Origin of the sequence: Sphingomonas sp. Leaf67 (genome assembly GCF_001421965.1) — a bacterium.
Classification (GTDB): Bacteria; Pseudomonadota; Alphaproteobacteria; order Sphingomonadales; family Sphingomonadaceae; genus Sphingomonas.
In genome coordinates this window covers 1-26,683 of record NZ_LMLP01000024.1, presented here as the reverse complement: position 1 = coordinate 26,683, position 26,683 = coordinate 1, and the positions used below count along the sequence as shown (strand labels likewise).

Sequence of the window (26,683 nt, the reverse complement as noted above, 5' to 3'; positions counted from 1 at the left end):
CATAACCCAATAAAACGACGGCCCGTTTCGTACGTTCATTGCCGGTTGGGCTTGTGCGGCCTAGACGCCCTGACATGGAGTATGACGTTCACATCATCGGCGGCGGCCTCGCCGGGTCCGAGGCCGCGTGGCAACTGGCAGAAACCGGCGCGAAGGTCCGCCTGTCTGAAATGCGGGGTGGTGGCGACAGCACGCCTGCCCATCAGGGGGACGATCTCGCCGAACTGGTCTGTTCGAACAGCTTCCGGTCCGACGATGCCGAATCGAATGCGGTCGGGCTGCTGCATGCCGAGATGCGAGCGCTCGGCTCGCTCATCATGACCAAGGGCGACGAACACAAGGTGCCCGCGGGATCGGCGCTGGCGGTTGACCGCGACGGTTTTTCGGCCGGCGTCACCGCCGCGTTGTCGGCGCATCCGAACATTACCATCGTCCGCGAACGGATCGACACCCTGCCCGACAGCGGCATGACGATCATTGCCACTGGTCCGCTGACCGCCGCCGGTCTGGCCGGCGATATCGGCAGCGCGACGGGGGCGGAGGCGCTCGCCTTCTTCGACGCGATCGCGCCGATCGTGCACCGCGATTCGATCGACCTCGATCAGGCTTGGTTCCAGAGCCGCTGGAACAAGGGCGACGGCAAGGATTACATCAACTGCGCGATGAACCGCGAGCAGTATGAAGCCTTTCACGCCGGGCTGATGGCGGCGGAAAAGGCCGAGTTCCGCGAATGGGAGAACGTCCCCTATTTCGAAGGCTGCATGCCGATCGAGGTGATGGCCGAACGCGGGCTGGATACGTTGCGCTTCGGGCCGATGAAGCCGGTCGGGCTGGACGATCCGCGCACGGGCCGCTGGCCACATGCGGTGGTGCAGTTGCGGCAGGACAATGCGTCAGGCACGTTGTGGAATATCGTCGGGTTCCAGACCAAGCTGAAACATGGCGAACAGGTCCGGCTGTTCCGCACCATTCCGGGCCTGGAGAATGCCGAGTTCGCCCGGTTGGGAGGGCTACACCGCAACACCTTCATCCGCTCGCCCGAGCTGCTCGACGAGACGCTGCGGTTGAAGGCGCGACCGCATCTGCGCTTCGCCGGGCAGATGACGGGGTGTGAGGGCTATGTCGAAAGCGCTGCGGTCGGGCTGTTGGCCGGGCGCTTCGCCGCCGCCGAGTTGGCCGGGCGCATGGTCGGCCCGCCGCCGGTCGAAACGGCGATGGGGGCGTTGCTGCACCACATCACCGGCGCGGCGGTGGCAGAGACCTATCAGCCGATGAACGTCAATTTCGGACTGATGCCGCCGATCCCCGGCCGTACCAAGAAGGCGGACCGGAAAAAGATGTACACGGCGCGCGCCCGCGACGCGTTCGAACCGTGGGCGAGCGCGCTTACGGTCGGGTGAGGTTGAGCGCGAGGAAACTCGCGCCCGCCCCCAGCATCAGCAGGCCGGTACCGCCGATCGCGCCGTACACCGGCCCCCACGCCGCAAATGCGGCGAGGAAGGTCGCGGCGACCAGCGCCCAGCCGCCACGCCGTCGCCAGCGCCGGTCGATCCCCTCCCAGCGGCTGCGATGCCGCTCGCTGGCAAGCCCCAGCAGCGCGAAAGCGGCGAGTGCGCTCAACATTGCGATCAGGATCATTCGGCGGGTGCCCAGCTTGTAGTGTTGATCGGCGATGCGGTCCGGACGGCACGCCGCCGCACCGTCGGACGGAAGCGGTGAACGCGCCACGCCGCGAAGCCGAAGCCCATGCCCAGCGCGAGGAACGTCAGGTCGGCCCCGGCCAGCACCCAGTCGCCGCGCGCGATCGTTGCCGGAAGTCCGGTCGGCAGCGCTGCCATATTGTAGAGCGGGAGGGCGATCAGCAGCGCCGCCTGCAACGTCAGCATTTCGACCCATGCGCGTGCCGGTTTCCGTGCCAGGGCATAGAGGAACAGCGCCGCCCAGCCGGCGAACATGACGTTGACCTCGGCATCGGCCCGGCCCGCCGTACCGACCGGGAGCAACCGGTTGGCCCAAAGATACAGCGTCATCGCGATCGGGAAGCCAGCGACGAACCCGACATTCAGCCGCTCGACCAGCCGGAACCCGAAATGCGGCCGGGCGGGATCGGGTAGCCGCTCGCGCCGCTTGACGGTCCACAGCACCAGCCCGCTCGCGACCATCAGTGACCCGGCGATGCCGCACAGGAAATACAGCCAGCGCATCGGATAGTCGCCGAACCGCCCAGCATGCAGCCCGACCATCACCCCCTGCGTCTCGACCGCACCGCCCGGGGGCGGTGCCTGCCACAACAGCCGCCCGGTAACGCCGTCATAGGCGATGGCAGGCGTTCGCGCCGACAGCATCGACGTTCCCGACCGGGTCAGCGTGATCCGCGCGGCGGCATCGCCGGGATTGAAGACGGTGATATAGCCGATCTCACCGCCCACCCGCCGCTCGGCATCGCGCAGCACCGTGCCGAGATCGATCAGCGGTGCGGGACGTTCGGTTCGTTCGGCCGCCGGCGCTTCGGGGAAGACTGCGGCGTAGAGCTTGGCGGGATCGTCGTAATTGGCGACGATCGTCCATGGCATCAGCATTGCGATCAGCGTGACCAGCCCGGTATAGGTAATCATCAGGTGAAACGGCAGCGCCAGCACCGCGCTGGCATTATGGCCATCCAGCCACGACCGCTGGCCTTTGCCCCGCCGCAACGTAAAGAAATCGCGAAAGATCTTCTTGTGGGTGACGATGCCGGTGAAGATCGCGACCAGCATGAACATCGCGGCGATGCCGACCAGCCAGCGCGCCCACAGCACCGGCACATAGTGCAGATCGAAGTGGAACCGGTAGAAGAAGTCGCCGCCACGCGTATCCCGCGCGGTCCCCTCCTGCCCGTCGCTGCCGATGAAGGCGCGGGTGTCGCGGCGTCCGCGGCGGCGTTGCTCGCCGGGCTTGGCCTGCGGTACCCAGAAGACATCGCCGCCCGCGCTCTGCGCGCTCGGCACGGTGATGAACCAGCTTTGCGCATCGGGCGCTTTACGCGTCAGAAACGCGACGGCCCCATCCACAACGCGTTCGCGGCTGGCGATCGGGGCCAGTTCGGGTCGCGCCCAGCGGTTCAGCGCCTCCCGCCAATAGGCCGAGGTGCCAGCCACGAAGATTGCGAACAATAGCCAGCCAAGCAACAGGCCCGACCAGGTATGCAGCGTCGATTGCGACTGGCGAAACCCCTTGCTCATACCCGCCCCCACACCGCGATCGATCCCCAGGTGATCGCCCCTGCGATGCCACCCGCCATCACGAGCGTCCACAGCGCCCGCCAGCCGCTACGCGCGGCATAGGCCCACATCACCGCCAGTCCGCACAGCAGCAGCGCGGTCAGCGCCGCCGCCATCGTCGTCTGTACCGGATCGCCCGGCAGTATCCGGGCCAGCGCCATCGCCCACAGGCTGGCGACGGCATAGCTGACCGGCATCGCCGCGATCAGCCGCAACACATTGTCCCCCAGCCGTCGCCAGAGGACATGGCGTGCCTGCCCGGTCGCGGTCATGGCATCGTCACCCGCAGGCTGGCGAACACCGTGCGCGGGCTGCCATAATAATTGCCGCGCCCGGTCGACGAAATACGGGCGTAATAGGTGCGGTCGAACAGGTTGTTGACGTTCAGTGCCAACGACAGATTGTCATTGATGCGATATCCGGCGCGAAGATCGGCGACGGCATAGCTCCCTTGCCGCACGATCGTCGACGCCGTGCGCAGCGTACCGTTGGCGTTGAAGGCGGGTGGATTGCCGCTCCACGTGCTGTCGAACCATGTGACACCTGCCCCGACACTGGCACCGGCCAGCGGGCCGTCGCCAGCCTCATAGTTGGTGAACAGCTTGACCATATGGTCCGGGATGACCGGCAACAGGCTTAACCCCTCCAGCACCGGATTGGCATCCTCCAGATATTTGGTCCGGGTAAAGGTATAACCGCCGTTGACTCGCCAGCCGGGAAGGATTTCGCCACTCGCCTCCGCCTCGATCCCGCGCGCACGAACCTTGCCGATCTGATAGGTCAGCGTCGGTTCGTCGGGATCGTTGAACAGGCGGTTACGCTGCGTGATCTGATAGACCGCTGCCGACAGCAGCAGGCGCTTGTCCATCAACGACAGCTTCGTCCCCGCCTCATACTGATCGCCGACCAGCGGCTGGACTGCGCCGCCGCCGGGCAGGCTGCGGCCGACCGGTGGTGCCTGCGGCGTGAAGCTGTCGGCATAGCTGGCATAGAGGTTCAGGTCGTCGGTGACGTCCCATACGACCCCGGCATAAGGGGTGAAGCGTTCGTCGAAGCTGTAGCGGGTCGGCAGCGGGATCGCGCCGGTCGCCACGCGCGTGGTGGTAACGGTCGTGTCCCACCACGTCATGCGACCGCCGCCAACCAGCGTCAGCCCCTTTACCGGGCTCAGCCGCATCTGTCCGTACAGGCCATATTGCTCGATCTCGGTCTCCGATCCGCCGAATACCTGCGTCACCGGCCCGTTCGGTCCCTGAAACGCGGGCAGCGGACCATAGGGGTTCAGCGGTGGTTCGGCGGGCGATACGGGGTCGAAGACGTTGATCCGCGCATAGTTGGACAAACGGGTAAAGTCCGACGTCGCCGAACTCGCCTGATAATCTGCGCCCAGGATCAGGGTCTGGTCGCGTCCAAACGCGGGAAAGCTGCCGACGCCGTTGAAATCGAACGAGCGCGTCTGCATCGCACTGTCGCCGCGATAGGCGATGTGGTTGGTGGTACCGCCATTGGCCGGCGTCACCGGCTGGTTGCCGATATAGCTGTAGATGTCGATGCGATCGACATCGGTCATCAGGCCCGTGGCACGCAGCGTCCAGCGGTCGCTGACCCGATGCGCGAGTTCGACGAAACCCGACCAGCTTTCCGACCGGAACCGGTTCCAGTCGGCCCCGAGATAGGTCGAGCGATCGACGTCGAGCAACCGGCCGTCGCTGCCGTCCGCGCCGCCGGCATAGGCCGGCAGCCCCGACTGGATCGCCGGCTTGAACAGGTCGTAATTGCCGCCGACCGTCAGCGTCGTATCCTCGCCGATCTCGGTATCGGCGACCCCGAACGCCGCGAAGCGATAGCGATGGGCGATGTCGAAGAACTGGTCCTGATCCTGCGCCATCACGCCCAGCCGCAGGCCGGAGCGATCGTCGAGCGGTGTCGACACGTCGACCTCGCCGCGGAAATTCCGGAAGCTGCCATAGCCCGCCATGGCGCTGACCTCGAAACGGTCGAGCGGTCGTTTGCGGACCAGATTGATGCTGCCCGCCGGATTGCCCGCCCCGCTGAATAGCCCGGCCGGTCCGCGCAACACCTCGACCCGGTCGTACAGGAACAGGTCGGGCACGACCGCCGGAAAGGCGAACGCAAAGGTCGGCACGCCGTCGACAAGGTAGTTGTTGATGGTGAAGCCGCGCGACAGGTAGGACGGATCCTCGCTGCTGATCCCGGTGACGGTCACGCCGTTGGTGACAGTGAGAGCGTCCTCAAGGGTGAACAGGTTGCGCTGCTGCAACTGCACCTGATCGATCACGGTAACGGTGTTCGGCACGTCCTTCAGCGGGGTGACGGTCTTGCCGACCGCCTGCCCATAGCTTTTGCCGACCACCAGAATGTCATCGCCACGTTGCGCGTCCGTTTCCTCATCCGCCGTCCGGACCGGTTCGGCCATTGCGGGAGCTGTCATCACCAGCGCCAGCATCCCCACCAGCCTCATCGTGCGTACCGGATGCGCCATCATTCCCCCTTTGCGAGTCATTTGCAATACGATGCCACCTAACCGTAAGAAACGGACAATGCAACGCTATTGCGACCTACTCGCATTACACCTATGAGCCGGGGTGCTGGCACCAAACGCCGGCGATCGGGAGAAAAGTTATGCGCGTGCTGACCCTTATCCTCGCTTTGGCGCTACCCTCGCTGGCGGAAGCGCACGAAGTCTGGGTAGAACGTGACGGCAACGGCCCGGCGCGCATCTACCTTGGTGAACCTGCCGAAGCCTTGCCACCGGGTGGCGATCCGGAGTTCAAGCGGCTGGTCTTGCCGAAGATCGTCGGACAGACCAACGCCAAGCTACAACGCAGGGCTGGCTTTCTCGAAGCGGATCTGCCCGCAGGCGATGTCCGCGTGATCGACAATTCGGTGTTCGCGCCATGGGGCGAAGACGGCGCGAAGGAGGGCGTAGCCTATTACGCACGCGCCGGTCGCGCCGACATCAAGACCCGGATGCCGTACGAGATCGCGCCGTTGACCGCCGGCGACAATCGCTTCGCGCTGATCCGGAACGGCAAGCCGATCCCGGCCGCCAAGGTCACTGTCATCACGCCGGAGCGCAAAAGCGTCGAACTGACCGCCGACGCCAATGGCGCGGTAGCGGTGCCGATGGCGGGCAAGGGTCGGTATCTGCTAACGGCCGCGCAGGTCGAAACCGGCAAGCTGCACGTTGCAGCCGGTCCGGTCGACAAGCTGCATCACATCGCGACGACCAGCTTCGTCGTTGACTGACGAAGCGGGCGGCGGGCGCAAATCCCTGCCGCCCCGCCCGCATCAGCGCACCGGCAGTTCGAACGGGGCGGCCGGCAGGTCGGCTCCGTCGAACAGGTTGACGAACGGCGCATCGGCCCACGCATAGCGCACCGCCGTCACCTCCGGGCGACCCGCGCCGGGCAGCACGACCGAATCGCCCTGCACACGGCCGTCGACATAGCTGCAGGTCGCACCGGCGCATTGTTCGAAGCCGATCGCCCCTGCCCCGCCATAGCGTTGCAGTCCACCGGTCACGTTGCGGAAGCGGACGACGATATCGCCCCCCTGCCGCACTGCTTCGGCCGCTTCCGGACCGCTGCGCAAGCCCGGCTGACCATAGGCGACGACCCGTGCCAGTCGTGCCAGCCGTTCGCCGATCACCGTCTTTTGCGCCGGATGGATATCGAACCGGTCGCCGACATCGATCGTCACGGCCAGGCCGGCATGGGCATCGGCGGCAACCGCCTGCGCCTGCGACTGGCGCAGCGCCGCCCAGCCGGACTCGCGCGGAGTGGTCGCCGGGGTGCCATAGCCGGTGAGCTGTACGACGAAGAACGGCAGTTCGGGCGAGGCGAATGCCCGCCGCCAATCGGCCATCAACGTCGACATCAACCCGCGATAGGCCGCCGGCTGTCCGGTATTTGACTCCCCCTGATACCATGCCGCCAGCTTCAGGCCGTAGGGTGCGATCGGCGCGATCATGCCGTTGTAGAGCGTGGTGAGACTGTTCGGGACGTCCCACGGCGCCGGGCCGACCGAACCGTCCTTCAACGCGGTGCCGATGCGGTACCGCCACGGTCCCGACAGCGGCACCGCACCGCCATCGGACAGGCCGATCGTGCGGATGCTCATGTCGGTGAACCGTCCGTCCTTCTTCGCGCCGACCGCGCGGATCGCGATGACGTTGCGACCGGCACGCAGCAACCCGGCGGGTACGCCATAGTTACGCCATGCCCAATCGACGCTCCCACCGCCGACGAAACGGCCGTTGAGATAGGTTTCGTCGTACCGACCGATCGGTCCCAGCCGCAACGTCTGCGCCGCCGCAACCTGTGCCGGGGTCAGGTCGACGGTCGTGCGAAGCCACACCACGCCGTCCAGCCGGTCGCGATCTGCGGCGGGCAACTGCTCATATTGCCCCGACACCGTGGCCCAGCGGCGATCGTCATAGTCGGTCGCCCGAAACGCGCGCTCGGTCCTCGCGGCGGGGTCGATTGTTTCCCACGCCTTTTCGCGCCGCGCACCGTCCGCCGCCGTTGCCGCGGCCGGATCGCGATCGAACGTCGCGATGGCGTTCAGCCCATCGGTAAAGCCCGGCTGCGTCGCCAGCGCCGGGGCACTGATCCAGCTTTCGATCCGCGTACCGCCCCATTCGGAGGCGATGAACCCCATCGGCACCTTCTCGGTCCTGCGCAGCGAGCGGGCCATGAAATAGCAGACAGCCGATGCGTCGCCGATCGTTTCCGGGGTGACGCTGCGCCAGTCGACCCGCTTGGCAAGGTCGCCGGCGGGCGCGGTCTTGCTGCTGTCGGGGATCGTCGTGAACCGCAGCGACGCGTCATTGGCCGACGGGATCACGTCCAGTCCGGTCGCATGCTTGACTTGAAATTCCATGTTCGACTGTCCGCCGCACAGGAACACGTCGCCGATCAGGATGTCGGACAGTCGCTGCGCCGCCGTCGCGTTCCCGCCGCTGACCTCCAGCACATAGGGGCCGCCGGCCTTCATCACCGGCAACGTCGCCCGCCATTTGCCGTCGCTGCCGGTCTGCGCGGTGACGCTACGATCGTTCAGCCTGACCGTGACCGATGCGCCGGGCGCGGCACTGCCCCAGATCGCGATCGGTCGGTCACGTTGCAGGACCGCATGGTCGGCAAAGATGTTGGCGAGTGCCGGTGCCGTCGATTGGGCATGGGCCGATACTCCCCACGCCAGTGACGCGACCACCGCGCAGATCGCCGAAGTCCGAACCGAACGCATAACCCCTCCCCGAATCATTGTGACCGCTACCATGCCGTAGTGGACAGGGACGCGCTACCGCGGCGTACGGACAATGCGCGGATGCGACCCTGCGGCAGAGGCTGCCTTCACATCGCGGTGCGGGTGTCCTCCAGTGCGAGCGATACCAGCAGGGTCATCGCATCTTCGGCCGCCTTGGGATCGCCGGCGACCACCGCCTCGAACACGCGGGAGTGATCGGGTACCGGGTCGCGGGGCAACGCTCGCTGGCGCTGTTTGAACTGCGTGGTCCAGTTGACGGCCGCGCCGATGCTGGCGCTGAGCGCGACGAATGTCTCGTTATGCGTGGCATAGATCAGCGCGTCGTGGAAATCGCGATCGGCGGCGCGCCCGGCTTCTGTGGCAAGCGTATGCCGCCGCATACCGCCCAGCGCCGCGCGCAACGCCTTGATATCCTCCTTGTCGCGCCGTTCCGCCGCCAGCCGCGCCACCGCCGGTTCGACGACCGCGCGAAGTTCGAACAACCCGCGGATGAACGACATGTTCGGCTCACCCTCGAACGCCCAGGCAAGGACCATCGGGTCGAGGAAGTTCCAGCGCCGGCGGGGCAGCACGCGCGTGCCGATCTTCGGGCGACTTTCGACCAGCCCCTTGGCGGTCAGGACCTGTACCGCTTCGCGATAGGCGCTGCGCGATACGTCCAGCGCCTCGGCATTGGCGACTTCGCCGGTCAGCAATTCGCCCGGTGCGATCCGGCCGGACACGATTGCGGTGCCGAGATAATGGGCGACGGCGCCGCGCAGCCGCCGGCCCGAGCCCTTCCGGGCGGGCGCAGCGGGTTCGTCCAACGGCGGTTGGCCCGCGTTCTCGTCGATATCGGCCATGTCGATATCGTGCCCCGGTTCCATGCTCACCGTACTTCCCTTGCCATCGGCGTCGACGTGGCGGCCGCCAGCGCGATGTATACGTAATGGGCCGCGGATCGATGCCGGATGAAATTTACAAACGATGCTACGGACCCGGACACCCGCCGTCAAATCGCGGCCAAAACCGGCCCCTCCGGCACGCAGCAATTCCGAGCCACCGATACCAAGCGCAAGCTGTTAACGCTACCGCGAACGACATTGACGCGTTGCCGGCAACTGAATACCCAGACAAAAACGGCCGTAAGTCGCCGGAATGGGAGAGCGATGTTGGCGACCAGATCGATCCGGGTGGCGATGCTTGTGGTCAGCGCTGCTTTGGGCGGTACCGCGTCCGCACAGGTTTGGCGCGCCGATCAGGGCGATGGCAGCTATCGCAACCCCGTTTTCTACGCCGATTATCCCGATCCGGATATTATTCGCGTCGGCAGCGATTATTATTTCGTCACGACGACCTTCGCCAATGCGCCCGGCCTGACCCTGCTCCACTCGAAGGATCTGTTGAACTGGCAGGTCATCAGCCATGTCGTACCGCGCCTAGACGATCGACCCGAATATACGCTGACCGACGGCAAGAACGCGTATCGGCGCGGACTGTTCGCGGCCAGCCTGCGCCATCATGCCGGCACCTTTTACATTGCCGTGACCCCGGTCGGACAGAATACCCGCATCTATCGCACCCGCGATCCACGCGGGACATGGACGATGAACGAACTCGACCGCGCGGCCTTCGACCCGGGCATGTTCATCGAACCCGACGGCACCGGCTATATCGCGACCGCGATCGGATCGGACGGCACCACCCGCCTGCTCAGGCTGGACCGCGATTTCCGAAGCGTGGTCGACGATCGCAAGATTCATTATAACGCCGGTGCCGAGGGATCGAAGATCATCCGGCGAGGCGGATATTATTACCTGTTCAATGCGATTCCCCGCCGACTGGGCCTGACGGTATCGCGCGCGCGCAGCCTGTATGGACCATGGGAAACCCGCCCGCAGATCGACGACAAAAGCGGCGGGCATCAGGGGGCGCTGGTCGATACGCCGGACGGGAAGTGGGTCGGCTTCGTGATGATCGATTCCGGATCGATCGGCCGGATGACGAACCTCAGCCCCATCTTCTGGCGCGACGACTGGCCTATATGGGGAACGCCGGATGCACCCGACCGCGTACCCGATCGCGCCGAAAAGCCGATCAAGGGCTTCCCCTTCGTCGAGCCCGCCACCTCCGACGACTTCGGCGCGTCAAAACTGGGCCTGCAATGGCAGTGGAACCACAATCCGATCGACGATCGCTGGTCGCTGACCGAGCGCCCTGGCTATCTGCGGCTGCGCCCGACCAGGGCGGATGGGTTCTGGACGGCGCGCAACACGCTGGTGCAAAAGGCACAGGGACCGCGCAGCCGGGCCGAGGTGAAGCTGGATATCGCCAACATCCGTCCCGGTGACCGCTGCGGGTTCGGCACCTTCGGCCAATACAGCGCGACACTGTTGGTAACACGCGCCGCCAACGGCGCGCCGTCGCTGGCGATGGAGGTACTCGAAAGCACCGAGGCCGGTCCCAGGACCGATCGACGTGTGGCACAGCCGGTCGGCGGACGGGCACTGTGGATGGCAATGGACCTCGACTTCACGGCCGATCGCGGACGGCTTTCCTACAGCAGCGACGGCAGACGCTGGCAGCCGATCGGTGGCGATTTCCCGCTGGCGTTCGCATGGCGGACGGGGACGTTTCAGGGGGAGCAGATGGCGATCTCCTGCTACAATCCGGCACCGAGCGCTGGCTTCCTCGATGTCGACAGCTTCACGCTGAAGGCCTCGAAATGAAGCGTCGGCCGCCGGGTGCGTTGCCGGCCGCCGCCTGCCCGTGACCTTCCCGGACGGCTGCTCGACAAATGATGACAACAGGCAAGGGGGACGGGGAATGACCATCGACGGGATCACACGGCGCGGACTGATCGGGGCGGCAGGCGCGGTCCCGATCGTCGCCAGCGCGGCACGGGCGACAGCGGCCCCTCGCGGCAAGACCAGGCTGGCGCAGACCCCGCCGATGGGCTGGAACAGCTGGAACAGCTTCGCCACGACCATCACCGAAGCGCAGGCAATCGAAACCGCGCGGATCATGCGCGAAAAGCTGCTGCCAGTCGGCTATTCGATCTTCACCATCGACATCCAGTGGTACGAACCGGGCGCGACCGGCTATGCCTATCGCGCGGATGCGGTGCCGGTGCTCGACGGCTATGGCCGCTTGCAGCCCGATCCGAAGCGGTTTCCCTCCGCCGCCAACGGCCGCGGATTTCGAGCCATCGCCGATCAGGTGCATGCGATGGGGCTGCAATTCGGTATCCACCTGATGCGCGGCATCCCGCGCGAGGCGGTGCGCCGAAACCTGCCCGTGCTCGGTACCCGGTACCGCGCGCAGGATATTGCCGACACGTCGAGCATCTGTTCGTGGAACAGCGACATGTACGGCGTCGACATGCGTCGTCCCGGTGCGCAGGCCTATTACGACAGCGTGTTCGCGCAATATGCCGACTGGGGCGTCGATCTGGTCAAGATGGACGATATGAGCCGCCCGTACGACTCTCATGCGCCGGAGATCGAGGCAGCGAGCGCGGCGATCGCGCGGTCGGGTCGCCCGATCCTGCTCAGTCTGTCGCCCGGAGAAACCCCGGTGGCGAACGGCGACCATGTCCGCGCCCATGCCCAGATGTGGCGGATCAGCGACGATTTCTGGGACGAATGGTCGCTGCTCGACGCACAGTTCGTCCGGCTGGAAAACTGGCAGCGTTTCGCCGGCCCCGGCGGCTGGCCCGATGCCGACATGCTGCCGCTCGGCCGGCTGGCGCTGGGCCAGCGTGACACCAAATTCACGCTCGCCGAACAGCGTACGCTGATGACTTTATGGTCGATCGCCCGATCGCCGTTGATCATGGGCGGCGACCTGCGTCATCTCGACGCGCCGACGCTGGCGCTACTGACCAATCCGGAAGTCATTGCGGTCAATCAGGCCAGCACCGCCAACCGCCCGTTGCAGGTACAGGATGGCATGCGCGCATGGACCGCAAAGGCAATGGATGGCGCGACCTATCTCGCCTTGTTCAATCCGGGTGAGAAGCCGCTCCGGCCGGGCGTCGATCTGCGCTGGTTGAACCTGAAAGGCCCTGTCCGGGTACGCGACCTGTGGGCGCGGCGCGATCTCGGCACGGCGGCGACCCGGGTCGAGGCCGACCTGCCGCCGCATGGTGCCGGCCTCTATCGCCTCGACGCCTGACCTTCACCCCTTTCCGACAGGACGAACCGATGCTCCGAACGTTGATGACCGGGTTGGCGCTGGCCGCAAGCACCAGCGCCCTCGCCGAACCGGCGCGCTTCAGCCGCTTTACCTATGAAGGGCGCAGCGTCGAGCGGGCAACGCCCGGCTCCGACCAGTATCGCAACCCGATCCTGTCGGGCTATTATCCCGACCCGTCGATCACCCGCGTCGGCGACGACTATTATCTCGCGCTGTCGTCCTTCGCCCATTATCCGGGGCTGCCGATCTTCCATTCGAAGGATCTGGTCAGCTGGACACAAATTGCCAACGCGATCAGCCGGCCCGAACAGCTCGATTTCACCGGTCGCCGCGTGTCGGAGGCCGTGTTCGCGCCCGACATTTCGTATCACGACGGCACCTTCTACATCGTCAACACCTGTGTCGCGTGCAAAGGCAATTTCGTCATCACCGCGAAAGACCCGAAAGGGCCATGGTCGAACCCGATCTGGCTGCCGTTCGAAGGGATCGACCCTTCCATCTATTGGGAAGGCGACCGCGCCTATATCGTCAACAACCGCGCCCCGAACGAACCGCCGCGGTACGAGGGGCACCGCGCGATCTGGGTCCAGGAATATGACTGGCGCGTCGGCAAGATGGTCGGTGAATCGACGCAACTCATCAACGGCGGCGTCGACCTCACCAAGAAACCGGTATGGATCGAAGGGCCGCATATCTTCCGGAAAGACGGCTGGTATTATCTGACCGCGGCAGAGGGCGGCACCAGCGTCAACCATTCGCAGGTCGCGTTCCGCTCGAGAAACCTGCGTGGACCGTTCACCCCATGGAGCGGCAATCCGATCCTGACCCAGCGCGACCTGCCTGCCGACCGCAGCGATCCAGTATCGGCGGCGGGCCATGCCAAGCTGGTGCAGACCCGCGCCGGCGACTGGTGGGCGACGTTCCTCGCCGTGCGTCCCTATGGCGACGATTACTACAATATCGGGCGCGAGACGTTCCTGCTGCCGGTGACATGGAAGGATGGCTGGCCCACGATCCTCCCGCCCGGCCAGCGTGTCCCGTTCGTCGCCACCCGCCCGACGCTGCCGCGCCAGCCAGTGCCCAAACTGCCGACCAGCGGGGATTTCGGCTATGTCGACGAATTCGACGGCAAGGCGCTCGGCCTGCAATGGATCGGTGTCCGCACGCCCAAGACTCCGGTGTATCGCGTGGCCGGCGGCGAACTGCTGATCGACGGTGGCGCGCCGATCGGCGACCTGAACGGCGTGCCGGGCTTCGTCGGGCGGCGTCAGCAGCATCATATGGCGACGATCGCCACGACGGTCGCGTTCACGCCCCGGCAGGACGGCGACCGCGCCGGTCTGGCCGCGATCCAGAATGACGACTATTACCTGTTCTTCGGGCTTACCCGTCTGGCCGGCAAACGCGTCGTCGCGCTCTACACGCGGGCAAAGGGTGCGGAACGACTGGTCGCGTCGATCCCGATCGAAGGGACCGCGCCGGTCACGCTGACCATCCGTGCGGACCGTGGCACGATGGCGTTCGATGTCGCGGCGGGGGGTAGGAAACAGACGTTGAAGCGCGATGTCGACGTCCGGTTCCTCAGCACGAAGATGGCCGGCGGCTTCGTCGGCACGGTCGTCGGGCCCTATGTCTGGCAGGCCAGATAACAGCGAATGGTGACCGGAGCGTCGGTTGGGCGCTCCGGTTTTCGAAGGGCCGGTCCGGTATGGCGCACAAAGAAAACCCCGCCGGACCGTTGGTCTGGCGGGGCTTTCCATGGTGCACCCGGAGCGATTCGAACGCCCGGCCCTCAGATTCGTAGTCTGATGCTCTATCCAGCTGAGCTACGGGTGCCCGGTGGAGGCAGCCTGTTAGACGCCACGTTTCGGTCTGGCAAGCCCTCGCCCCGTCAAATAACCGCGTCGACGTTTTCGAGTATGGCCAAACATTTCCGCAGCCGAAACCGAACTTCGGCAACACAGACAAAGAAAACCCCGCCGGACCGTTGGTCTGGCGGGGCTTTCCATGGTGCACCCGGAGCGATTCGAACGCCCGGCCCTCAGATTCGTAGTCTGATGCTCTATCCAGCTGAGCTACGGGTGCCCGGTGGAGGCAGCCTGTTAGACGTGGCTTTTTGGTCTGGCAAGCCTGTCGCGCGATTTTTTTTGGATGCATAGCTGGGGACATGAAAGCCGCTCCGATCCCGCTCGTCCTGTTCGCCGCCCTGCTGTCGGCCTGCGCCGCGCCGCGTGGAGAGTATCCGTCGCTGCTGCCCCGCCCGATCGAAAAGATCAGTCTGGCCGAACCATCACGGCCGGTGCCGGTCGCAACGCCCGACGCCGGACTCGATCGAACGATCGCGACGCTGACCGGTAGCATCGACAGCGCGACGTCTGCGTTCGATGCAGCGGTGGGCCGTGCCCGACCGCTGGTCCGTGCCGCCGCCGGGACGGCACAGGGCAGCGAGCGCTGGCTGGGGGGACAGGTGGCGTTGGCGGAACTCGACGTCGCGCGCACCGCGATCGATACGCCCCTCGCCGATCTGGAACGGCTGGCGATCGACCGCGCCGCGGCCGGGTCGCCGCCCTACCCCGCGCTCGACGCCGCGCTGGCCAAGGCGACCGAAGCGGCAAAGGCCCAGCGTGCGACGATCGCGACGCTGGGGGCGAGCCTGCGGTAGACAACGGACGCCCGATACTCAGGCGTCGGATGGTCGGCAACGCAATCCGTTATTGCAATGCCCGCAGCACCGGCAGGATCGACGCATAATCGTCGGTCCACGGCGCGGTATCGGTCACCGGCAGCGGCTCCCACGCACCGCCGCGCGCCAACAGTTCCCCCAACACGCCGGGATCGCGGGTCAGCGCGATCCAGACCGACCCACTGTCGCCCGCCCCGCCGCCGACCGGTTGATACGCCAGCTGCGCCGCCATCCATCCCGATGCCGTCCGCGCCACGACCGGGGCCAGATCGAGATAGCGGTTCGACACATGGACCAGCAGCAAGCCGCGCCGCCCGAGCACCCGGCCATAAGTATCGAACGCCTCCCGCGTCATCAGGTGCATCGGCACCGCATCCGACGAGAATGCGTCGAGCGCCAGCAGGTCGAGGCTCCCCGCCGGGGCCTGTGCGATGCTCAGCCGCGCGTCGCCCAGTACGATCTCCGCGTCGGGCGCACAGCGGCGCAGGAAGGTGAACGCTCCCGAATCCCGTGCGATCCGCACCACGACCGGATCGATCTCATAGAAACGCCATTGCTGGCCCGGCTGCGCATAGCAGGCGAGCGTCCCGGTTCCGAGGCCGACGATACCGACCCGGGCATTGCGGCCATACAGCGCGGGGACGGCGCGCAAGGCCTCGCCCACGCCTGAATTGGGTACGTAATAGGTGGTCGGGGTTCGCTCGCGCTCGGGACTGCCGGTCAACTGGATACCGTGCAGCGTGGTGCCGTGCTGCAACTCGTTCACCCCCTCGCCGCGGGTGATCGTATAGACGCCGAAATAGCTCCGCGTCCGTGCCCCCGGCTCCAGCGACAGCTGGATCGCGCGATAGCCGCCGAACAGGAACAGCGCCCCGGCCAGCGCAAAGACATAGGGCAGGCGCGATCCGATCGCGAACACGCCGACGATCGTGATCGCCAGGAACGCGATCGGCTCGGGCGTCGGCCCCAGTAGGTCACCCGGATTGGCAAGGCCCAGCATGATGAAGCCGGTGATCGCCACGAGCACACCGATCGTCAGTCGCGTGCCGCCCGCCGCCCATATCCGCTGCGTTACCGGCAACAGGAATGGCAGCGGCGCCAGCGCCCCTGCGGCAAGGATCAGCAGCGGATATTCGTAATTCCAGTCGAACAGCACCGGCGCGATCAGTCCGGAAAACACCCCGCCCAGTGCCCCGCCGACCGACATCGCCAGATAGAACCCGGTCAGCCGCGCCGGCGCGGGGCGAAGCGCATACATCCGGGTGTGCAGCGCCACCGACACCGCGAACAGCAGCATCAGTGCCGCCAGCGCGCTCAACAGCGGGTAGTCGTGATGCCCGCCGATCATCATCCCGCCAAAGACGAGGATGGTGATCGGCGCATAGCGGGTGATGGCTTCCGCCAGCCCGCGCCGATCGGCAAAGGCGACCGTGAAGCTCAACAGATACAGCCCCAGCGGCAATACCCACAGCAGCGGCACCGCGACGATATCGGTCGTCAGAAAGGTCGAGGTCGCCAGCATCAATCCCGACGGCACCAGCGCCAGCACGATCCAGTGCAGCACGCGGCGCTTGTCCGGCGCATCGCCCGGATCGAGCGCCGCCACCTGTTCGCGCCGCTGCGGCAACAGCCATCCGCATGCCACGACCAGCAACGTCACCAGCGCATAGCCCGCGCTCCACCCCCAGCTTTGCGACCGGAGCGGCAGCAACGGCTCGACCAGCAGGGGATAGGCGATCAGCCCGGCGAAACTGCCGACATTCGACGCGGCATAGAGCGCATAGGGATCACGCCCCGGGCAGACGAACGCGAACCAGCGTTGCAACAACGGTGCCTGTGCCGACACCGCGAAGAATAACGGCCCGATCGACGCCGCCAGCAGCCACGGCGCCCACAGCGCCGGCTCGATCCCGGCGGGTACCTGCGTCGCACTGACCCCGATCGGCAACCATACCGCCGCACACAGCAGCACCAGTAGATGCACCGCCGCCTGCGCCTTTGGCATCAACTTGCCGAGCAGATGGGCATAGGCATAGCCGCCCAGCAGCAGCGCCTGATAGACAAGCATCGCCGAGTTCCACACCGCCGGCGCACCGCCCAGTTGCGGCAACGCCATCCGCGCGACCATCGGCTGGACAAGGAACAACAGGAACGATCCGGTCAGGATCGTCGCGACGAAGATCCAGCGGATCGGCCATCCGGTGATACGCTCCGGTGCGCTCACGGGCGGTTCTTCCAATAGGTTACATGGCGCTTCAGCGGGCTGTCGTCGGGCACGGTCGGGTGATCGAAATCCTGATCGACCGCGCGGAGCATGCCCAGTCGCTCCATCAACCCCCAGCTGCGGGTATTGGCGAGGACGGTGATCGCCCCGATCCGCTCGACGGGCAGGTTGGCAAACCCCCAGTCGACGCTCGCCAACGCCGCTTCGCGCGCGAACCCCCTGCCCCAATGTTCCTTGCCGAAGCGCCAGCCGATCTCGACCTCGCCCTCCAGCGGCGTGCCCTCGGCACCAGGCTTCAATCCGCAAAAGCCCAGCATCTGCCCGCTGGCACGTTCCTCGACCACCCAGAAGCAATAGCCATGCAGGTCGGCGAACCCATCCTGCCGGGCGATCGACGCATCGACTTCTTCGCGGGTCATCAATGCCGGGAAATAACGCATGACCTCCGGGTCGGAACAATGCGCGTAAAAGGTCGCGCGATCACGCTCCTGCCAGCGCCGCAGCACCAGCCGTTCGGTGTCGATCATGCCCCCAGCAACCGCGCCGCATGCGCCGCATGATAGGTCAGCACGCCCGAACATCCTGCCCGCTTGAACGCGAGCAGCGTTTCCAGCACCAGCGCGTCCCGATCCGCCACGCCCGCCGCGACCCCCGCCTCGATCAGCGCATATTCGCCCGACACCTGATAGGCGAAGACCGGCACTTCGAACGCCGCCTTCACCCGCGTGATGATGTCGAGATAGGGCAGACCCGGCTTCACCATCACGCTGTCCGCGCCCTCGGCGATGTCGAGCGCGACCTCGCGCAGCGCTTCCTCGCTGTTCGCCGGGTCCATCTGATAGGTCTTCTTGTCCCCCTTCAGCAGCCCGCGCGATCCGACCGCGTCGCGGAACGGCCCATAAAAGGCGCTCGCATATTTGGCGGCATAGGCCATGATCTGGACGTTGACGTGCCCCGCCCCCTCCAGCGCGTCGCGGATCGCGCCGACCCGGCCGTCCATCATGTCCGACGGCGCGACGATATCGCTGCCCGCCTCCGCCTGTACGATCGCCTGTCGCACCAGTATGTCGGCGGTCACGTCGTTCAGCACATAGCCGTTCGCGTCGACGATCCCGTCATGGCCGTGTGCGGTATAGGGATCGAGCGCGACATCGGTCAGCACGCCGATATCGGGCACCGCATCCTTGATCGCCCGGATCGCACGACACATCAGATTGTCGGGATTGAGCGCTTCCGCTCCGTCCTCGCTGCGCAACGCCGGCGGCGTGTTCGGGAACAGCGCGACCACCGGTATGCCTAGGTCCCGCGCTTCCCGCGCCCGATCAACGATACCGTTCAGGTTCCAGCGCGATACCCCCGGCAACGCCGCTATCGGCTCGCCCTCCCCCTCGGTCACGAACAGCGGCCAGATCAGATCGGCAGGGGTCAGGACCGTCTCGGCATGAAGGCGGCGGCTCCAGCCGGAGGCGCGGGTGCGGCGCAGGCGCAGCGCAGGATAAGCAGCGGACATGGCGCGACTTGTGGGCCAACCCTGCCAGTCGATCAACCCAAAGTCGCGTGGGTCCATTTTCGTTACGGAGCGTTACCGACCGCATGACGCAAATCCGCTCCGCCGCCATGATCGTCAATGCCCGGTCACGCAGCGGGCAGGACCAGTTCGAGCAGGCGTGCGGCGCGATGCAGGGCATGCCGTTCGAGGTCGACGCCCATGCGGTCGAAAACCCGGACGACCTCGTGCCGACGCTGGAGCGCGCGCTGGAACGCAAACCCGATCTGGTGATCCTGGGCGGCGGCGACGGTACGATCAGCAGTCTGGTCGACCATCTGCTCGGCCATAACGTTATCTTGGGGGTGCTCCCGTTCGGCACCGCCAACAGCTTTTGCCGCACGCTCGGCATTCCGCTCGACATTCCGGGCGCCGTGGAGGTGCTCAAGACCGGCCGCCCGCGCCGCATCGACCTCGGCATGGTCGACGGCGATTATTTCGCGAATTGTGCCGCGATCGGCCTGTCGCCGCAGATCGCGCAAACCGTCCCGCACGGCGTCAAAAAGCTGTTCGGCCGCGTCGGATATCTGGCGTGGGCGACGCTGCAATTCGTCAAGTTCCAGCCATTCCAGTTGATCGTCGGCGAAGGACCGAACGCCAAGCGGATGACCGCGACCGAAGTCCGCATTTCCAACGGCCGCTTCCATGGCGGCACCGAACTGGTTGAGGAAGCGCGGCTCGACAGCGGCGAGATCATCGTTCAGGTCGTGTGCGGCAAGGGCAAGCGCAGCCTCGTGCGCAACTGGGCCGCCGGCTTCTTCCGCCTCGATTCCCGCCGCGTCGATACGGTGACCTTTCACGGCCAGTCGCTGCGCATCGAAACCGTGCCGCCGCTGCCGATCTCGATCGACGGAGAGGTGCTGGCCAAGACGCCGGTCATGGCCAAGGTCGCGGCGGGGATCATTGAGGTAATGGCGCCGATCGAACCATAACGTCGAATTCCCGCCTCTGCGGGAATGACGAAACAGTACCTTAAAAACCTCGTCATTCCGGCGAAGGCCGGAATCCATTGTGTCGGGTGCTCACGACAAAAACGCCGACGTCACCCCATCCACGAATTCCTGCCGTCGCCGGAAGAACGAAGCGTTACCCCAGCCGCCCCAGCGCCGCATGCAACCGCGCCGCCTCGGCCATCTTGTCATTATGGTCCGCCCGCGCCTTCTCGACCGCTTCGGGCTTGGCGCGCTCGACGAAGCTCGCATTGCCCAGCCGACCGGCCAGCGCATCGCGCTCCTTCTCCGCCGCCGCGATCGCCTTGGTCAGGCGCGCGCGTTCGGCGTCCAGATCGATGACATCGCCCAGCGGCAGGACGAAGGTCGCTTCGTCCACCACGATCTGCAACGCCCCGCCCGCCGGCGCATCGCCGGCCACGGCATCGACCCGCGCCAGCCGCGCCAGCACCGCGCCCTGTCGCGCCAGCCGCTCGACCGTCTCGCCCGACGCATCGCGAACATGCAGCGGCAGCCGCGCCCCCGGCGGCACGTTAAGCTCGGTCCGCGCCGCCCGGATTTCACTGACCAGCCGGATCAGCCAGTCGACCTCCGCGCGCGCCGCCGGATCGATCGCGCGCGCATCCGCCATCGGCCAGCGCGCGACGATCAGGTCGCTCGAACGCTCGCCCAGCGCATGCCACAGTTCCTCGGTGATGAACGGCATGAACGGGTGCAGCATCACCAAAATCTGGTCGAGCACCCAGCCCGCGACCGCCCGCGTTTCCTCGCCACCCTCGGCACCACCCTGCAGCACCGGCTTGATGAGTTCGAGATACCAGTCGCAGAACCGGCTCCATGTGAACTGATAGATGGTGTTCGCCGCCCCGTCGAAACGCAGATCGGCGAGCGCAAGGTCAAGCGCCTGCACCGTCTCGATCGTCTCGGCGATGATCCAGCGATTGACCGCCAGCTCGGCCCTGGGTGGCTCGATCGTTGCTGACGCCCCGATGCCGTTGGCCTGCGCAAAGCGGGTGGCGTTCCACAGCTTCGTCGCGAAGTTGCGGTACCCCTCAACCCGCCTCTCATCCATCTTGATGTCGCGGCCCTGGCTTTCCATCGCCGCCATGAAGAAGCGCAACGCATCCGCGCCATAGCGATCGATCAGCCCCAGCGGATCGACCGTATTGCCCTTCGACTTCGACATCTTCGCGCCATCGGCGGCGCGGACGAGGCCGTGCAGATACAGCGTCTTGAACGGCACTTCCTTCATGAAGTGGATGCCCTGCATCAACATCCGCGCGTTCCAGAAGAACAGGATGTCGAAGCCCGAGATCAGCACGTCATTGCTGTAGCGCCCGCCCAGCGTCGGGTCGGTATTTTCCGGCCAGCCGAGCGTCGCGAACGGCCAAAGGGCGGAGGAGAACCACGTGTCTAGGACGTCTGTATCGCGATGAAGGACAATTGTCGCAACCGACCGATCATCACGAAATATAACCCGATCGTCTGGCTTGAGCGCTTTGCTATCGTAAGAAAAAGCAATCTCAAAATTGTCACCAAGCAGCTTCGAGTAATGCTCTTTCGCTTGCTGCGCTGCTTCTTCTTCGGTCTCGGCAACGAACGTTTCCCAAGCCTCCGCTTTTGCGGTCGCCATGGTGGTAACACCAACGGTGCCGTCCTCACGCTCGAATATAGGCGTTCCAAACCACGCCGGGATACGATGCCCCCACCACAACTGGCGCGACACGCACCATGGCTGGATATTCTCCATCCAGTTGAAATAGGTCTTTTCCCACGACTTCGGCACGATCTTGACCGCGCCAGACCGGACCGCCTCGATCGCGGGCTGCGCCAGCGTCTTGGCATCGACATACCATTGGTCGGTCAGCCACGGTTCGATCACCACGCCCGAACGGTCGCCGAACGGCGTCTGGATGGTGCGCGGTTCGGCATCGTGCTCGACACCGTCCTTGTCGACGTGCGGGATCAGGACGCCTTCGTCCTTCAGCCGCGCGACGACCGCCTTGCGGGCATCGGCGCTAGACAGGCCGAGGAAAGCGTCGGGGATCAGCCTGTCGGCGGTCTGCACGATATGCGCCCTGGCATCGAGCATGTTGAGCATGTCGCGCGCCTCGATCCCGGCGCGACGGCCGACCTCGAAATCGTTGAAGTCGTGGCCGGGCGTGATCTTCACCGCACCCGATCCCAGTGCGGGATCGGCATGTTCGTCGGCCACGATCGGGATCAGACGCCCGGTAATCGGCAGGCGCACCTGCTTGCCGATCAGCGCGATATAGCGCGCGTCGTCGGGATGCACCGCGACGGCCATATCGGCCAGCATCGTTTCGGGCCGCGTCGTCGCCACCTCGATAAAGCCCGATCCGTCCGCCAACGGGTAGCGCAAGCGCCAGAAATTGCCCCTGACTTCGCGCGTCTCGACCTCGAGATCGCTGATCGCGGTGCCGAGACCCGGGTCCCAGTTCACCAGTCGCTTGTCGCGGTACAGCAGCCCTTCGCGATGCAACTGCACGAACACCTTCAGGACGGCGGCCGAAAAGCCTTCGTCCATGGTGAAGCGTTCATCGGCCCAGTCCATCGAACAGCCGAGCCGCCGCAACTGCCCGGTGATCTGGCCGCCACTTTCGGCCTTCCATTCCCAGACCTTGGCGACGAAATCGTCGCGCGAAAAATCGGTACGCTTCTGCTGTTGCTGCGCCATCTGGCGTTCGACGACCATCTGCGTCGCGATGCCGGCATGGTCGGTACCGACGACCCAGCGGGCGTCCTTGCCCTGCAACCGGGCATGCCGGACCAGAATGTCCTGCAACGTGTTGTCGAGCGCGTGGCCGATATGCAGGCTGCCGGTGACGTTGGGCGGCGGATTGACGATCGTCCACGGCGTCGCGTTCGGCCGCTCGGGCCGGAACAGGCCGTCTTGTTCCCAGTGGGCATACCAGCGCGCTTCGATGGCGCCGGGATCGAAAGTCTTGGGCAGTTCGCTCATCGCCGTCGCATGGCGCGGATGCGACGGCGTTGCAAGAGAGGGGCGTTATTCGCGTCCGCTGATCCGGGCGATCTCCCGCGCCACCATCGCCTCGACGATGCCGGGCAGCTTTGCGTCCAGCCATTCGCGCAGCATCGGGCGCAGCATCTCGCGCACCATCCCTTCGAGCGAATCGGCACCCGGCGTTTCGGGCTTCACCAACATCCGCGACAGTTGATCGAGCGCGCCGCGACTCGCCTCGGCGGCGCGGTCGGATACGATCGAGGCGTCGATCTTGCCGGGTGCTGGCGCTGCTGGCATCGGTTCGGGCTCGGCTTCCATGCGAGGTTCGGGGGCGCGCGGCCGTTCGGCGCGCGGTGCGTCCACACGGGGCTGTTCGACCCGTGGCTGTTCCATGCGCGGCGGCGGTGGCGGCGCTGCAACGCTCTGATTCAGTTCCAGAATTTCGTCGCTATCGTCGAGGTCGCGTGCCTGCGCCGTGCGGATCGACTTGCGACCGCGCAACGCCTGGGCCGATCCTTCGCCCTCTTCGGCGATGATCCGCTTGATCGAGGACAGGATGTCCTCCATCGACGTTTCGTTGCTGATATCGCCCATCGCAACCCTCATTCGTTCCGCCCCTTGAACGCCTAGCCTTCGGGGTTGATCCGCGGCGTGTCAACGCCTTGCGTTGCGCGCGGTGCTCCACCCTGTCGATTTGGTGCATCGATCCCCTGCGTCGGCGTATAGGGATTGGGCGTCCGCTGCAATGCGGGATCGAGTTCGCGGGTCACCACCGGCGTCTGTGCCGGGGTGTTGACCGTGCTGGGCGCGATCGGCACCGGCGCGGGATCGTCGCTCCAGTCCCAGATGCGATTGCGCACCCGCTCGTAATTCGCGACCGGATCGTACAGCGCGCCGCCATCGAGCCCCAGATCGCGTGCCTCCGCCCGACCCATCGCCGCCAGCAATGCGAAGCCGGCGACATAGGCGTCCCGCCGCGCCGACACCAACTGCACCTGCGAATTGAGCAATTCCTGCTCGGCATTCAGGATGTCGAGGATCGTCCGGGTGCCGACGCTGTTCTCGGCGCGGACACCCTCCAGCGACAGGCGGTTGGCCTGTACCTGCACTTCCGACGACTCGATCACGCGCAGTGCCGATTGCCATGCGGCGAACGCCGATCGCGCATCGGACACGACCGACCGTTCGACCTGCGTCACCTGCTCGATCGCGGCGCCTTCCAACGCCTGCGCGCGACGGATTTGCGCGCTGGGCCGTCCGCTCTGGAACAGCGGCAGGCTGAACTGCACGCCGGCCTGCGCCTGTCCGCCATCCTGTTGCAGGACGATGCCATCCACCGACTGCGCCGACCCGAGGAAGCTGGTATAGCTCCCCCCGGCAATCGCGCTCACCGTCGGCAGCCGGTTGGCGCGGGCGACGCGCACGTCGAACCCGGCGGCATCGCTGCTGCGCCGTGCCGCGATCAGCGCCGGATTGTTCGATACCGCCACCCCAACCGCACCGTTGGGATCGGCGGGCAGATTGGGCAGCGCGGGCGGCGCGTCGAGCGTTCCCGCCGGCGTGCCGGTGGTCGCGACATAGTTTTCGCGGCTCTGGATCAGCGACGCTTCGGCATTGCGCAACTGCGCCTGTGCCGATGCCAGCCGCGCCTCGGACTGGGCGACGTCGGTGCGGGTCAGGTCGCCGACCTGGAACCGGTCCTGCGACGCCTGGAGGTTGACTTCGAGCACGCGGACATTCTGCTGGTTCAGCCGGACGATCGCCTCGTCGCGGATTACGTCGTTATACGCGGCGACGACCAGCGTGAAGACATTGGCCTCGGTGCTGCGCAGGTTGGCGCGCCCCGCCTCGACCCGCGCATCGGCCGCCCGCACTCCGTTGCGGATCGATCCGCCCGCGTAGAGCGACTGGCTGACGTTCAGCTGGACGTTGCCGGTGCGCGGTGCCTGCGTGAACCCGCGGCTCGCGGGGTTCAGGATATTTTCGATGACCTGACCCTGCGTGACGACCTGCGGCAGCCCCTGCGAACGGGTGATCGGCACCGTTTCGTCGGTCGCGCGCTGGTTGGCCCGCGCCTGCGTCAGCTGTGGATTGGTTGCATATGCGCGTACCAACGCCTCCCGCAACGTCTCCCCACTCGCAGGAGATGCCAGCAATGCCAGCACCGCAACCCCGCCGATGAACTTCCCCCCCCGCATCATTTCCTACCTTGCGAACTGAAACGTCTTGGGCCGCGCAAAGCCCGGCAACTCGACGCATTCGAGGTCGGCGAAGTCGACAAGCCCGAACCCGCCTTCGCTGCGCCGGCCCAGCGCCAGCCGCGTCACGCCACGATCGGCCAGTCCCGTCGCCAGCCGCCCGCCGGGGGCGAGCTGATCGGCGATCGTATCAGGCACCGCTTCGACCGCCCCGTCGATGATAATGACGTCATAGGGCGCAGCCTCGGCCCAGCCGGCCTTCAGCGGCCCCTCGACCAGCGTCACCTTCGCATCTGCAATCGCCTCGCGGGCCGAGCCGACCAGCCCGGCATCTTCCTCCAACGCGACGACCGACGCCGCCAGCCGCGCCAGCACCGCCGCCGCATAGCCCATCGCCGCACCGATCAGCAGCACGCGATCGGTCGGGCGGATGTCGGCCGCGACCAGCAACCGGCCGGTGATCAGCGGCGGATTGATCGCGCGGCCGCCCCCCAGCGGCAATGGCGCGTCGCGATAGGCAAGCGCCGCCTGCGAAGCAGGCACGAAGGCTTCCCGCGGCACCTCGCCCATCGCGTCGACGACGCGTGGATCGCTGACGGCACTGGTGCGAAGCTGGCTGACGACCATCGCGTGGCGCATTGCTTCGAAATCGGGACGGGTCTGGTTCGAATCGGTCATGGTGCAATCCTGTCGCACAACTGTTTTAGCCACGCAATACACATCGCATCGCGACCGCTGTCTATCGCGACGCGGTGCCCTCGCCAAGGACGGGGTGGCGTATAATTTCGCGGCGACCGACGTGTCGTCCAGTGCTCTTAACAGTGCCGAACGAAGCCTGATTCGTCGAAGGACAGCCATCGGTACCGTCTTGTCGGATCCGGCGCTCTGTAAACGGCACGTAGGTGTTTAGTCCCGGCATTTGGAGGATCGGGTTGACGATGAACCGGTCTGGCTCTGAAGTCCAGATCTTGGCGATGTATTCGTAGGGTGTGAGCCCGCTAAGCGTCTTGGGCCGGCCGGCAAAGTTATAGGCTGCCGTGAGGTCGGCGAAGTGCGTCCGGAGTTGGTCGTGGCTTTCGTAATGGAAGCGTTTGACGGTCGCCTCCTTAATGGTCCGGTTCATCCGCTCGACCTAGCCGTTGGTCCACGGGTGGTTGGGTTTGGTGAGCCGGTGCTTAATGCCGTTCGCCTCGCAGATCATGTCGAAGCGCATCTGGCGCGACCAGGCGGTGTTGCGGTTGCGCGGTTGCTCGGCGAACTGAATGCCATTGGACTTGCCCCGCTTAAGTGGAGAGGCATTTGCTCAGCGTGACGCGGTTCGTTCGAACTGCGAGGGGCTGGTGTAGTCGAGCGCGGAATGACGCCTGA

At 65.9% G+C, this 26,683-nt stretch carries 20 protein-coding genes, 2 tRNA genes and 1 pseudogene; 7 read left to right on the top strand and 16 right to left on the bottom strand.

Features of this window, described 5'->3' with window-relative positions; translation table 11 throughout:
• Nucleotides 1-74: 74 nt before the first annotated feature.
• Nucleotides 75-1,400, top strand: coding sequence for a methylenetetrahydrofolate--tRNA-(uracil(54)-C(5))-methyltransferase (FADH(2)-oxidizing) TrmFO (gene trmFO / locus ASE90_RS17115; RefSeq protein WP_056003704.1), 1,326 nt, complete (start codon nt 75-77; stop codon nt 1,398-1,400).
• Here trmFO and ASE90_RS17110 read toward each other — a convergent pair.
• From ASE90_RS17110 to ASE90_RS17095, 4 genes are read right to left on the bottom strand one after another with little or no spacing between them, the layout of a single operon-like run.
• Entirely contained in the window at nt 1,387-1,638 is a 252-nt protein-coding gene (locus tag ASE90_RS17110) for a DUF3325 family protein (protein ID WP_056003700.1), read from the bottom strand. The genes trmFO and ASE90_RS17110 overlap by 14 nt on opposite strands.
• Entirely contained in the window at nt 1,635-3,221 is a 1,587-nt protein-coding gene (locus tag ASE90_RS17105) for a PepSY-associated TM helix domain-containing protein (protein ID WP_056003697.1), read from the bottom strand. The genes ASE90_RS17110 and ASE90_RS17105 overlap by 4 nt, the downstream gene beginning before the upstream one ends.
• Complete coding sequence (locus tag ASE90_RS17100; RefSeq protein ID WP_056003694.1) at nt 3,218-3,532, bottom strand: hypothetical protein; 315 nt, start codon at nt 3,530-3,532, stop codon at nt 3,218-3,220. The genes ASE90_RS17105 and ASE90_RS17100 overlap by 4 nt, the downstream gene beginning before the upstream one ends.
• A complete protein-coding gene (locus ASE90_RS17095) occupies nt 3,529-5,763 on the bottom strand; it encodes a TonB-dependent siderophore receptor (protein WP_056004157.1) in 2,235 nt (744 codons plus the stop codon). The genes ASE90_RS17100 and ASE90_RS17095 overlap by 4 nt, the downstream gene beginning before the upstream one ends.
• A gap of 140 nt (nt 5,764-5,903) precedes the next feature.
• Between ASE90_RS17095 and ASE90_RS17090 the strand changes: the two genes are divergently transcribed.
• Nucleotides 5,904-6,530, top strand: a complete 627-nt coding sequence (locus ASE90_RS17090) for a nickel uptake transporter family protein (RefSeq protein WP_056003691.1) — start codon at nt 5,904-5,906, stop codon at nt 6,528-6,530.
• 42 nt (nt 6,531-6,572) lie between these two features.
• Here ASE90_RS17090 and ASE90_RS17085 read toward each other — a convergent pair whose 3' ends face one another.
• Nucleotides 6,573-8,531, bottom strand: a complete 1,959-nt coding sequence (locus tag ASE90_RS17085) for a sialate O-acetylesterase (RefSeq protein ID WP_082449906.1) — start codon at nt 8,529-8,531, stop codon at nt 6,573-6,575.
• Nucleotides 8,532-8,638: 107 nt separating this feature from the next.
• Complete coding sequence (locus ASE90_RS17080; protein WP_056004155.1) at nt 8,639-9,394, bottom strand: FadR/GntR family transcriptional regulator; 756 nt, start codon at nt 9,392-9,394, stop codon at nt 8,639-8,641.
• A gap of 306 nt (nt 9,395-9,700) precedes the next feature.
• On the opposite strand from ASE90_RS17080, the gene ASE90_RS17075 reads away from it, so the two are divergent.
• From ASE90_RS17075 to ASE90_RS17065, 3 genes are all read left to right on the top strand, one after another.
• The gene (locus ASE90_RS17075) at nt 9,701-11,260 is read left to right on the top strand and encodes a glycoside hydrolase 43 family protein (RefSeq protein WP_056003686.1); all 1,560 of its coding nucleotides are present in this window, start codon (nt 9,701-9,703) and stop codon (nt 11,258-11,260) included.
• 97 nt (nt 11,261-11,357) lie between these two features.
• Nucleotides 11,358-12,707, top strand: coding sequence for a glycoside hydrolase family 27 protein (locus ASE90_RS17070; RefSeq protein WP_056003684.1), 1,350 nt, complete (start codon nt 11,358-11,360; stop codon nt 12,705-12,707).
• Nucleotides 12,708-12,736: 29 nt separating this feature from the next.
• Nucleotides 12,737-14,377, top strand: a complete 1,641-nt coding sequence (locus ASE90_RS17065; protein ID WP_056003682.1) for a glycoside hydrolase family 43 protein — start codon at nt 12,737-12,739, stop codon at nt 14,375-14,377.
• A 110-nt stretch (nt 14,378-14,487) separates the two neighbouring features.
• Here the strand turns inward: ASE90_RS17065 and ASE90_RS17060 are convergent.
• Both ASE90_RS17060 and ASE90_RS17055 read right to left on the bottom strand, forming a co-directional pair.
• Nucleotides 14,488-14,564 (bottom strand) — tRNA-Arg (locus tag ASE90_RS17060).
• 172 nt (nt 14,565-14,736) lie between these two features.
• A tRNA-Arg gene (locus tag ASE90_RS17055) sits at nt 14,737-14,813 on the bottom strand.
• An 82-nt stretch (nt 14,814-14,895) separates the two neighbouring features.
• On the opposite strand from ASE90_RS17055, the gene ASE90_RS17050 reads away from it, so the two are divergent.
• Nucleotides 14,896-15,390 carry a hypothetical protein gene (locus tag ASE90_RS17050; protein WP_056003680.1) on the top strand — a complete coding sequence of 165 codons (495 nt, stop codon included), beginning with the start codon at nt 14,896-14,898 and terminating at the stop codon, nt 15,388-15,390.
• Nucleotides 15,391-15,439: 49 nt separating this feature from the next.
• On the opposite strand, the gene ASE90_RS17045 is transcribed toward ASE90_RS17050, so the two are convergent.
• The 3 genes from ASE90_RS17045 to hemB are packed head-to-tail and all read right to left on the bottom strand — an operon-like array spanning nt 15,440 to nt 19,145.
• Complete coding sequence (locus ASE90_RS17045; RefSeq protein ID WP_235531923.1) at nt 15,440-17,635, bottom strand: spermidine synthase; 2,196 nt, start codon at nt 17,633-17,635, stop codon at nt 15,440-15,442.
• The gene (locus ASE90_RS17040) at nt 17,632-18,162 is read right to left on the bottom strand and encodes a GNAT family N-acetyltransferase (RefSeq protein ID WP_056003677.1); all 531 of its coding nucleotides are present in this window, start codon (nt 18,160-18,162) and stop codon (nt 17,632-17,634) included. Before ASE90_RS17040 ends, ASE90_RS17045 begins: the two co-directional genes overlap by 4 nt.
• A complete protein-coding gene (gene hemB / locus ASE90_RS17035; RefSeq protein WP_056004149.1) occupies nt 18,159-19,145 on the bottom strand; it encodes a porphobilinogen synthase in 987 nt (328 codons plus the stop codon). Before hemB ends, ASE90_RS17040 begins: the two co-directional genes overlap by 4 nt.
• Nucleotides 19,146-19,228: 83 nt before the next feature.
• Here hemB and ASE90_RS17030 point away from each other — a divergent pair, with 83 nt between their 5' ends.
• Nucleotides 19,229-20,113 carry a diacylglycerol/lipid kinase family protein gene (locus ASE90_RS17030; RefSeq protein ID WP_056003674.1) on the top strand — a complete coding sequence of 295 codons (885 nt, stop codon included), beginning with the start codon at nt 19,229-19,231 and terminating at the stop codon, nt 20,111-20,113.
• Nucleotides 20,114-20,267: 154 nt separating this feature from the next.
• On the opposite strand, the gene ASE90_RS17025 is transcribed toward ASE90_RS17030, so the two are convergent.
• From ASE90_RS17025 to ASE90_RS21035, 5 genes and pseudogenes are all read right to left on the bottom strand, one after another.
• Nucleotides 20,268-23,114 carry a valine--tRNA ligase gene (locus tag ASE90_RS17025; protein WP_056003671.1) on the bottom strand — a complete coding sequence of 949 codons (2,847 nt, stop codon included), beginning with the start codon at nt 23,112-23,114 and terminating at the stop codon, nt 20,268-20,270.
• A 45-nt stretch (nt 23,115-23,159) separates the two neighbouring features.
• Nucleotides 23,160-23,723 (bottom strand): DUF2497 domain-containing protein, encoded by a 564-nt coding sequence (locus ASE90_RS17020; protein ID WP_414889400.1) that lies wholly within the window; start codon nt 23,721-23,723, stop codon nt 23,160-23,162.
• Between the two features lie 20 nt (nt 23,724-23,743).
• Nucleotides 23,744-25,315 (bottom strand): TolC family outer membrane protein, encoded by a 1,572-nt coding sequence (locus tag ASE90_RS17015; RefSeq protein WP_056004145.1) that lies wholly within the window; start codon nt 25,313-25,315, stop codon nt 23,744-23,746.
• Nucleotides 25,316-25,321: 6 nt separating this feature from the next.
• A complete protein-coding gene (locus ASE90_RS17010) occupies nt 25,322-25,993 on the bottom strand; it encodes a protein-L-isoaspartate O-methyltransferase family protein (RefSeq protein ID WP_056003665.1) in 672 nt (223 codons plus the stop codon).
• Nucleotides 25,994-26,216: 223 nt separating this feature from the next.
• Nucleotides 26,217-26,585, bottom strand: a pseudogene (locus ASE90_RS21035) (integrase core domain-containing protein); the annotation flags it as partial.
• Nucleotides 26,586-26,683 lie beyond the last annotated feature (98 nt).

What these genes read in the sequence shown, in the direction of transcription:
- ASE90_RS17025 (WP_056003671.1), bottom strand. Translation starts at nt 23,114, where the DNA reads ATGAGCGAACTGCCCAAGACTTTCGATCCCGGCGCCATCGAAGCGCGC.
- hemB (WP_056004149.1), bottom strand. Translation starts at nt 19,145, where the DNA reads ATGTCCGCTGCTTATCCTGCGCTGCGCCTGCGCCGCACCCGCGCCTCC.
- ASE90_RS17065 (WP_056003682.1), top strand. Translation starts at nt 12,737, where the DNA reads ATGCTCCGAACGTTGATGACCGGGTTGGCGCTGGCCGCAAGCACCAGC.
- ASE90_RS17110 (WP_056003700.1), bottom strand. Translation starts at nt 1,638, where the DNA reads ATGATCCTGATCGCAATGTTGAGCGCACTCGCCGCTTTCGCGCTGCTG.
- ASE90_RS17090 (WP_056003691.1), top strand. Translation starts at nt 5,904, where the DNA reads ATGCGCGTGCTGACCCTTATCCTCGCTTTGGCGCTACCCTCGCTGGCG.
- ASE90_RS17070 (WP_056003684.1), top strand. Translation starts at nt 11,358, where the DNA reads ATGACCATCGACGGGATCACACGGCGCGGACTGATCGGGGCGGCAGGC.
- ASE90_RS17080 (WP_056004155.1), bottom strand. Translation starts at nt 9,394, where the DNA reads ATGGCCGATATCGACGAGAACGCGGGCCAACCGCCGTTGGACGAACCC.
- ASE90_RS17085 (WP_082449906.1), bottom strand. Translation starts at nt 8,531, where the DNA reads ATGCGTTCGGTTCGGACTTCGGCGATCTGCGCGGTGGTCGCGTCACTG.
- ASE90_RS17015 (WP_056004145.1), bottom strand. Translation starts at nt 25,315, where the DNA reads ATGCGGGGGGGGAAGTTCATCGGCGGGGTTGCGGTGCTGGCATTGCTG.
- ASE90_RS17105 (WP_056003697.1), bottom strand. Translation starts at nt 3,221, where the DNA reads ATGAGCAAGGGGTTTCGCCAGTCGCAATCGACGCTGCATACCTGGTCG.
- ASE90_RS17095 (WP_056004157.1), bottom strand. Translation starts at nt 5,763, where the DNA reads ATGGCGCATCCGGTACGCACGATGAGGCTGGTGGGGATGCTGGCGCTG.
- ASE90_RS17100 (WP_056003694.1), bottom strand. Translation starts at nt 3,532, where the DNA reads ATGACCGCGACCGGGCAGGCACGCCATGTCCTCTGGCGACGGCTGGGG.
- ASE90_RS17075 (WP_056003686.1), top strand. Translation starts at nt 9,701, where the DNA reads ATGTTGGCGACCAGATCGATCCGGGTGGCGATGCTTGTGGTCAGCGCT.
- ASE90_RS17030 (WP_056003674.1), top strand. Translation starts at nt 19,229, where the DNA reads ATGACGCAAATCCGCTCCGCCGCCATGATCGTCAATGCCCGGTCACGC.
- ASE90_RS17040 (WP_056003677.1), bottom strand. Translation starts at nt 18,162, where the DNA reads ATGATCGACACCGAACGGCTGGTGCTGCGGCGCTGGCAGGAGCGTGAT.
- ASE90_RS17020 (WP_414889400.1), bottom strand. Translation starts at nt 23,723, where the DNA reads ATGAGGGTTGCGATGGGCGATATCAGCAACGAAACGTCGATGGAGGAC.
- ASE90_RS17050 (WP_056003680.1), top strand. Translation starts at nt 14,896, where the DNA reads ATGAAAGCCGCTCCGATCCCGCTCGTCCTGTTCGCCGCCCTGCTGTCG.
- trmFO (WP_056003704.1), top strand. Translation starts at nt 75, where the DNA reads ATGGAGTATGACGTTCACATCATCGGCGGCGGCCTCGCCGGGTCCGAG.
- ASE90_RS17010 (WP_056003665.1), bottom strand. Translation starts at nt 25,993, where the DNA reads ATGACCGATTCGAACCAGACCCGTCCCGATTTCGAAGCAATGCGCCAC.